Genomic DNA, 5,774 nt, shown 5'->3' on the forward strand with positions numbered 1-5,774 from the left:
CGTTTTGTTCGCGCCCTCTTTACCGCATCACCTTTCGCGCCCAGTTTGATGATAGGTTCGGCCATAGCGATCATTCCCTTGTTTACCTAGTATAATTTGGCTTTTAGCCACTAGCGCGCATTTAGATGCTCGTCCACTATCGTAGACCGAGAGGCTGATCACCTCCTGAATCTGGTAGGATCTCTGTTGGAAATGCCCGCACACACCCGTTCACCCAAACTCGGAAGCATCAAGAACCCCATAGAGCTGGCCCCGGTGGTTTGGACAGCGCCCCGCTGGATTTAAGCGGATTCCTGCCGGGTTATGCTGAACGCGGGGCTTTACGATATTGTCGTTGCGTCGGGAGGGCGTAGCCCGACCAGAGCGACGACAATATCGTCGGCGACGGTCATGCCGCCATCACCATAGCTTGCGTGCCGAAGTAAGCCTCGTCGGGCGTGCGCCCGTCAAGGCTCGAGTGAGGGCGTTCCTGATTGTAGAAGGCCAGATACTTGGCAATTGATGCTCGCGCCTCGGACACGCTGTCGTAGGCGCGGAGATAAAGTTCTTCGTATTTGACCGTGCGCCAGAGCCGCTCGACAAACGCGTTGTCGCGCCAGGCGCCCTTGCCGTCCATGCTGGTGGCGATCTTCGCGTCCAGCAGCACATCGGTGAACTCGAGGCTGGTGAACTGGCTGCCCTGGTCCGTGTTGAAAATCTCGGGCCTGCCGTGCTTCGCCAACGCCTCCTGGACCGCTTCGACGCAGAAGGCCGCCTCCATTGTGGTCGAGACGCGATGGGCCAGGACCCGTCGGCTGAACACATCGACGACCGCCGCGAGATAGACGAAGCCACGCCGCATCGGAATGTAGGTGATGTCCATTGCCCACGCATGGTCGGGCCGCTCGATCTTCAATCCGCGCAACAGGTAGGGGTAGATCTTGTGACCCGGTGCCCGCTTGCTCGTGTTCGGGCGACGATAGACCGCCTCGATCCCCATGCGCTTCATCAGCGTCGCGATGTGGCGGCGACCGGTGTATACGCCCTCCCGCCGCAGCAACGATCGCAGCATACGCGCTCCCGCGAAGGGATAATCGAGATGCAGCTCATCGAGCCGACGCATCAAGGCGAGGTCCTCGGCCGAAACTGGCCGAGGTTCATAGTAGACCGTGCTGCGAGCCAGCTTTAGGGCTTCGCCTGTCGGTAAGGGGGATGCCGAGCCGTATGGCCGCCGCGGGCTGCCCATGACCGGCGAGAACAATGCCGTCATCCGCCACAAGGATCGGCGGTCGTCCGATCGCCGCCGCGATCTGCTGGATTTGCTCGGGCGAATGGCGCCGGTAATTGTGTTCGCAGGGCCGTAAACCGCCAACCGGCCATGTTTCCACGGTCGGGTTGACCGTCTGGGTTACCGCTTGAAGGGCGAATTCGAGCACCAATGACAGGCTCTCGCGCCCGGTTCTACGCGCGCGATGGGACGTATCAGCATCGTCGATCTGTTCGTCTTCCCTATTGATGATCGACGGCCCCGCGCCTCCAGCTCGTCTTCTGCGTTCATTTTGGCAATGTCTTTCGGGTCGGCTCCAATGCTTCCTGGTCTTTCGGGCCCTCAAACAACGAGCCGGGTGCATACGTGGCGATAAGCTTTGCAAAGAACGATTGTGGCTCCCAATCTTGCCCTTCGCGCTTCTCAAAAACGATGACCCCGTCGCGGCTGAAAGAACTAGGGCTCGGACTCAATTGATCCAATAGGCAACGATGGCGGCGAGATGGACGGCAGCCAAGAAGTTCGTGGCTAGTTTGTCGTAGCGAGTTGCGACACGCCTGAAATCCTTGAGGCGGCAGAAACAGCGCTCGATGACGTTGCGCCCCTTGTAGGCGCCGCGGCCATTTCGGCTGTCAGTTCGTCCTCGGTCGCAGAGGTCTCGAGTTCCTCCAGCGTCAGCTCAAGCTGATCCAGCAGACGTGCGGTGCGCTCCGAGCGCGGACCATGCCGATCGTGGTTCAGCCTTTCGATCTGCAGCTTCAGATGCGCGATCAGCGCCTAGTCCTCGGAACGCTGGGCGCGCACGATGGCGAGTTCAGCGCGCGCCGCAAGCAACGCCGCGTGCAGCGCTTCAATGTCGTCCGGCAGCTTTTCGAGGCCTTCTCCTATGCCTCAATAGAATCATAAAAGCTGCGATTTGGCGCGGGCTTTTTACAATCTCAGAGGATTTTTGCGCAGCCTATCCGGCGCTCTGCGGACGCCAGCTGTGTTGCGGATTGCGCCAGTCGATCGCTTCCAGCGAGGGGATTGAGGAATGTCCCCAATAGTGAGTCTGACGAATTATTTCCGGAGGTGGTCGAGGTGCGGGATCCCCACCATCCTTTGTGGGGCCGCTCATATCGAGTGATCAGGAAGATCGGCCAGCGAGGGCGCGGCATTCCCGCTTCGTATGAAGTTGAGTTTCGCACAGGAAGCAGTCTCCTGATTCAGGCAACCGCAATCGAATATTATGAACAAGAAGCAAATCAGATTAAGCTGAGTATGGAGGCTCTACTCGAGCTTCTGTCGACAGCGGATTGTCCCGACGCACATGAGCATGGATCCAGCCGATCTTTGGTCGACGCTGACGCCCGCGCTCCGACGCCAGATCGTCGAAGACGTCGCCGCGATTTTGGCGGAGATCCCGCATGAAGTGCGAGTTGGTCACATCAAGCCACTTGGCGCGCAAAGCCGTAGTCTACATCCGGGCAGTCGACGCCCCACCAGGTCGTAAGCAATCAGGAAAGCCTGCGCCTTCAATATGCGCTTCGCCAGCGCGCTCGCGAACTCGGATGGCGTGAGGCGGCCATCGACGTGATTGACGCCGATCTCGGGTTGAGCGGCGCGTCTATAGCACAGCGTAACGGCTTCAAGGAACTCGTTGGCCGTGTTGGCCTGAGCGAAGTGGGACTCATCCTGTCGATCGACGTGACCCGCTTGGCGCATAATTGTACCGACTGGTAACCGCTCCTGGATATCTGTGGTCTACGTGGCTGCCTGATCGCCGACCGCGATGGTGTCTATGATCCGGGCACTCCCAACGGACGGTTGCTTCTCGGCTGAAGGGCTCGATCTCCGAGCTTGAGCTACATACGATCCGCAGCCGGCTGACCGCCGGCCTGCTGGCTAAAGCCGAACGCGGCGAACTTGCGGTTATGCTGCCAATCGGACTGATGCGGGTCCACGCGCGACGAGTCTATTCTCCGGGTCCACGGCGCGATAGCGTCGCTCGGCGCGCTGCGCGTTGTAGCGCGCACGAGCGACGTCGCGACGGAACTGCGCGAGAGTCGTCTCGTGATCGGCGTCGAATTGCTCGATCGCCTGGAGCGAGGCTTCCAGGCCTGCGGGCGCGAGAGCCGCAAGGAACGCTTGGGCGACAGCCGCATCAATCTGCACACCGCCGATGTTGAGGCAGTACTCGCCCCGGCCGTTGACGATGTTCTTTCCGGCGCAGTGATATCCGGGCGCCGAGAACCGGCCGCTGTAGTGTACGGCCAGGCGCCGACCGCAGTGTCCGCATACGGCGAGGCCTTGCAGGAGTGGTGCGCCTTCTCTCACGGCACCCCCGCTCAGGTGCGGTCGAGGACGGATGTTCTGCGCCAGGCGCTTCTGGTTCGCCTCGAAGGTATTCCAATCGATGTATCCGGCATGACGGTCACGAATGAACACCGGCCACTGCTCGCGGTCGCGTTGTCTGATGCGCTTTCGGATTCGACCGCCCGCATCGAGATAGCATGTCTGCTGGGTGCGGCCATACACATAAACGCCGGCATAGAACGGGTTGGTGAGGACCTGGTGGATCTTTGTGTAAGTGGGGGCGACCCCGCGGAGATCGACAAGGCTGTTGGACTGCAGCGGAAAGCGCAGGCCTTGCGAGCGGAACCACAGCCACACGCGTCGTGCCGAGCCGAATTCGGCAAAGCGGTCGAAGACAGCATGGATCGCGGCTTGCACCGACTCGTCAGGATGCAACAGCACCTCCCGTCGGCGTCGCCCCGTACCAGACCCACCGGCAGCCCGCGGTGCAGTTCTCCGCGTGCGGCCTTGTTGCGGATGCCACCGAGCAGCCGCGCACGCAGCACATGCAGCTCTGCCTCTGACATCGTACCTTTGAGCCCCAGCACCAGGCGGTCATTGAACAAGCCCGGATGATAAATCCCATCTCCATCACGGATGAGCGTGTGGGTCAGGCCACATAGATCGAGCAGACGGTACCAATCAGCATTATTGCGCGCTAGCCGCGAGACTTCCAAGCCGAGCACGATGCCCACCTGGCCGAGGCCGACCTCCGCGATCATACGCGCGAAGCCGGTGCGCTCGGAAAGGCCGGAACCGGAAATACCGAGGTCCTCGTCGATGACCTTCACCTGATCGCGTCGCCAACCAAGCCGCGCGGCGCGTTCGGCTAACTCGTACTGACGGGCAGTGGACTCGCGATTATGCTCGACCTGCGTCGTACTGGACTGACGCACGTAGACGATTGCGCATCGGCGTATGTGCCAGCGGTGATCTTGCTCAGTTCGTTCATCGTTGTGATCTCCGGCAGTGGCGATTGCTCGGGCGATTAGTCGGGTGAGTCGCAGCACGAGATGTGCGCGCTGCTCTTTATCGAGGGCCCCCCATACGGGTACGGCCCCGCGCTGAGGTGGTGGGTTGAGAAAGCTTAGCTGCTGCATGGCTGTCCGGCGACGAGCCGCGCACCATGGCTTCGATGGCGTAAAGCTGTGCGATGTGCCGAACGGCGGCCTCGGCGATCGGCGATTTGCTATTGCGGGCCAACTTGAAAAAGCGTCGGCGCAGTGACTCCAGCAACGCACGAGCCTCCATGGCCCTTGCCGTCGAGCGACTTCGGCCAGGTCCATAACCCTCATAGGCATCGCATTGCAGGAAGCGTCCGCTGAAGCCATCCAGGAACTTCTCACCGAAGGCACCGCTGCGACGGGGGCATATCGGAACAGCACGATCGGCGGACTTGGGCCGCTGTGGCCGCGGTCATCGGAGACAACCGCCCAGAAGTAGCCTTTCTTCGTTTGGCCGCGCCCGGGATCGAGTACCGGCGCCGTGGTTTCGTCCATGAACAGGCGATCCGCCATGGCCAGGCGGCGGCGCATGTGGTCCGCGACCGGTTGAAGATGGAAGCAGGCGCGGCCGGACCAGTTGCCCAGTGTCGACCGATCAAGCCGGATTCCCTGACGCACATAGATCTCGGCCTGACGGTAAATGCAAAGGTGGCTGGAAGCGCCCGCGAGCATGCCGGATGAAAGCTTAGTCAAGCGCACAAGAGGAACTCCGCAGGGGGCCGTCATCAGCCCGCTGTTGGCGAGTCTCTTTCTTCATTATGCGTTCGGTTTGCGGATGAGCCGAGAATATCGGGGTGTCCCATTTGAACGATATGCTGATGATGCCATCGGCCATTGCCGAAGCGAAGCGGAGGCGCGTGACTTGTGTAGGGCGCTGGAAGCTAGGTTTGCGGAATGCGGACTACGGCTGCATCCGGAAAAGACCAAGATCGTGTATTGCAAAGATGCCAATCGCTCCGGCGCTTAGCGTCGCCACGCCATCGACGCTGGCGCTGGTGCTCGCCAACAAATACGTCGACGGCACGCCGCTGTACCGTGTGGCGGACGCGCTAGGGCCCGCCGACGTCAGCATCAGCCGCGGGACGCTGGGCAACTGGGTGATCCGGGCGAGCGACTTGCATCTGCATCCGGCCTATGACGTGCTACAGCAAAAGCTCAGGTCGGCTCCGTCACCCAGATCCAAGCATAGC

The 5,774-nt window shown here is 61.0% G+C and carries 5 protein-coding genes and 5 pseudogenes; 3 read left to right on the plus strand and 7 right to left on the minus strand.

Annotated elements, in window-relative coordinates; genetic code table 11:
• Window positions 1-388 precede the first annotated feature (388 nt).
• The 4 genes and pseudogenes from ACM43_RS09975 to ACM43_RS09990 form a co-directional block, all read right to left on the minus strand.
• Window positions 389-1,168 (minus strand): annotated as a pseudogene (locus ACM43_RS09975) (IS3 family transposase); the annotation flags it as partial.
• Window positions 1,137-1,418 (minus strand): hypothetical protein, encoded by a 282-nt coding sequence (locus tag ACM43_RS09980; protein ID WP_162130873.1) that lies wholly within the window; start codon window positions 1,416-1,418, stop codon window positions 1,137-1,139. The pseudogene ACM43_RS09975 and the gene ACM43_RS09980, both read right to left, overlap by 32 nt.
• Before the next feature lie 297 nt (window positions 1,419-1,715).
• Window positions 1,716-1,856, minus strand: a pseudogene (locus ACM43_RS09985) (transposase); the annotation flags it as partial.
• A pseudogene (locus ACM43_RS09990) lies at window positions 1,838-2,134 on the minus strand (IS66 family transposase); the annotation flags it as partial. The pseudogenes ACM43_RS09990 and ACM43_RS09985, both read right to left, overlap by 19 nt.
• 684 nt (window positions 2,135-2,818) lie before the next feature.
• Between ACM43_RS09990 and ACM43_RS09995 the strand changes: the two are divergent.
• Window positions 2,819-2,968, plus strand: a complete 150-nt coding sequence (locus tag ACM43_RS09995) for a hypothetical protein (protein WP_333919207.1) — start codon at window positions 2,819-2,821, stop codon at window positions 2,966-2,968.
• A gap of 189 nt (window positions 2,969-3,157) precedes the next feature.
• On the opposite strand, the gene ACM43_RS10000 is transcribed toward ACM43_RS09995, so the two are convergent.
• From ACM43_RS10000 to ACM43_RS38780, 3 genes and pseudogenes are all read right to left on the minus strand, one after another.
• On the minus strand, window positions 3,158-3,976 hold the full coding sequence (locus tag ACM43_RS10000; RefSeq protein WP_202948155.1) for a recombinase family protein: 819 nt from the start codon (window positions 3,974-3,976) through the stop codon (window positions 3,158-3,160).
• A gap of 68 nt (window positions 3,977-4,044) precedes the next feature.
• Window positions 4,045-4,680, minus strand: a pseudogene (locus ACM43_RS38775) (recombinase family protein); the annotation flags it as partial.
• Window positions 4,610-5,310 (minus strand): annotated as a pseudogene (locus ACM43_RS38780) (IS66 family transposase). The pseudogenes ACM43_RS38775 and ACM43_RS38780, both read right to left, overlap by 71 nt.
• On the opposite strand from ACM43_RS38780, the gene ACM43_RS10010 reads away from it, so the two are divergent.
• Together ACM43_RS10010 and ACM43_RS10015 are read left to right on the plus strand one after the other, a co-directional pair.
• On the plus strand, window positions 5,255-5,551 hold the full coding sequence (locus ACM43_RS10010; protein WP_271539894.1) for a reverse transcriptase domain-containing protein: 297 nt from the start codon (window positions 5,255-5,257) through the stop codon (window positions 5,549-5,551). The pseudogene ACM43_RS38780 and the gene ACM43_RS10010 overlap by 56 nt on opposite strands.
• Window positions 5,529-5,774 (plus strand): IS66 family transposase (locus ACM43_RS10015; RefSeq protein ID WP_271539895.1); only part of this gene is annotated, 246 nt, incomplete at its 3' end. The genes ACM43_RS10010 and ACM43_RS10015, both read left to right, overlap by 23 nt.

The organism is Bradyrhizobium sp. CCBAU 45321 (assembly GCF_028128975.1).
Lineage (GTDB): Bacteria > Pseudomonadota > Alphaproteobacteria > Rhizobiales > Xanthobacteraceae > Bradyrhizobium > Bradyrhizobium yuanmingense.